The sequence below is a fragment of the Emticicia sp. genome (assembly GCF_049241225.1).
In the GTDB taxonomy this organism is placed as follows: Bacteria; Bacteroidota; Bacteroidia; order Cytophagales; family Spirosomataceae; genus Emticicia.
In genome coordinates, this window is record NZ_JBMLRC010000006.1 from 51088 (window position 1) to 53238 (window position 2151).

General features: G+C 35.9%; 2 protein-coding genes. Both read right to left on the reverse strand.

From position 1 onward, the window contains the following. On the reverse strand, nucleotides 1-1205 hold a 1205-nt coding region (locus ACOVO2_RS00310), incomplete at its 3' end, for a SufS family cysteine desulfurase (RefSeq protein ID WP_421768057.1). 131 nt (nucleotides 1206-1336) lie between these two features. Next, nucleotides 1337-2151, reverse strand: an 815-nt coding sequence (locus ACOVO2_RS00315) for an O-methyltransferase (RefSeq protein ID WP_421768058.1), incomplete at its 5' end; no start/stop codon positions are given.

Genomic DNA, 2151 nt, shown 5'->3' on the forward strand with positions numbered 1-2151 from the left:
ACCTTATGAATGCCCGCAATCAATTTGTCAATTTCTTGCTTTGTATTATAAACAGCAAATGAGGCTCTTGAAGTTCCGGGAAGTCCTAAACGGTTCATCAATGGCTGAGTACAGTGATGTCCAGTGCGAACTGCAATTCCTTGCTGGTCGAGAATAACGCCCACATCTTGCGGGTGTACGCCATCTAAAACAAACGAAACAACCGACACTTTTTCCTTTGCTTGTCCAACAATTCTCAAGCCTGAAATTTCAGAAAGTTGTTCGGTGGCATATTTCAGAAGTTCGTCTTCGTAAGCCGCAATATTTTCTTTTCCCAGTTCATTGATGTAATCAATAGCAAATTTTACGGCTACAACATCAGCGATATTTGGTGTTCCAGCTTCAAACTTATAGGGTAATTCATTATAAGAAGTTTTCTCGAAAGTCACTTCTTTTATCATTTCACCTCCACCACGGTAAGGCGGCATAGCATTTAAAACATCTGATTTTCCGTAAAGAACGCCCATACCAGTTGGACCAAATAATTTATGAGCTGAAAAAGCGTAAAAATCAGCATCTAATGCTTGCACATCAATCGTAATGTGAGATGATGCTTGAGCTCCATCAATCAAAACCTTTGCTCCCACTGCATGAGCTCTATCAATGATAAATTTTACATCATTGATTGTTCCCAAGGCATTGGAGACATGAACAACCGAAACAAACTTGGTTTTCTCCGAAAGCATTTTCTCATATTCTTCCAAAATCAAATCGCCTTTATCATCAATCGGAATCACTTTTAACACACAACCTTTTTCTTCACAGAGCATTTGCCACGGCACAATGTTGGAATGATGCTCTAATGTCGAAATAATTATCTCATCTCCTTCTTTCAAAAACTTACGACCGTATGTTTGAGCAACTAAATTAATACCATCAGTTGTTCCATATGTAAAAATAATTTCTTCTTTGTGTGCTGCATTCAGAAACTTCTGAATTGTTGTGCGTGAATCTTCGAAAGCGGAAGTTGCTTTCTCGGCCAAAAAGTGGATACCTCGGTGAATATTGGCGTTGTAATGACCATAATAGTTTGATAATGCATCTAAAACAACCGCCGGTTTTTGGGTGGTGGCGGCGTTATCGAAATACACTAAATCACGACCATTTACTTTTTCATCGAGAATCGGAAAATCTTTACGAATTCTATTAATATCTAATATTGACATATTGTTTTAGTCGATTTCTCAATCGCTTAATTTACATTTTTATATCTTCAACTTCGGCGATTCAGGAGAATCGCCCCACATTACGACAACAAGCCAGAATAGTTTTTAGTTTGGAATAATTCTAAATTAAATCAAAATTTTAAAACGAAATGTTGCTTTGGCTGTTTCTTCCTAAAAAAAACGATTCCTACCCAAAACAAATCAATGCTCACTCTAACCGAATCATGATTTTGAATCGTGGTCCAAGCCTGTTTCATTTCCTCTGACCAATAAATATCATCAAAAATAAAGCAACTGTCCTCGTGAGCCTTGCTCAAGCATCGCTCAAAATATCGAATCGTTGGCTCATAACGGTGATTGGCATCAAAAAAAACAAAATCTAATTTTTGAATCTTTTGTAATTCTTTCGGCAACGTTTCATCAATATTTCCCTGTATAATTTCAATATTATTTAAAGAAAGTTTATTGAAAGTTTCTAGGGCTATTTTGGCTGTTTCTTCACATCCTTCAAAGCTTTTTAGGCTTTCTGCATGATTTGCCTTACCTAAATAGGCGGTCGTTAAACCAAGCGAAGTACCTAAATCTAAGATGCTTGAATACTGATAATATTTAATAATTCGAAAAAATAACTGAGCTAAACGTGGCTTTTTGAGTGATTTTTTTGCAATATCGCTGACTGTACGTTGAATGCTCTTATTTGTCTTTGCTCCTGCACCCAAATCATTAATATTGATAACACGATTATCACTCAACAAATCTTTCCTCAAAGTTTCAATCTCAGTATATTCTTTGTACAAAGTTTTATCTTTAAGAATTTTAGTGTAAAAGTCAAAAACAAAAGGCGAATGCAGCGAATGCTCATCTTTTGCCTTCAACAAATATTTAATATAATCAAGAATCATGGTGCAAAAATAGCAAAAAAGCACGACAGATTGCCGTGCTTTTT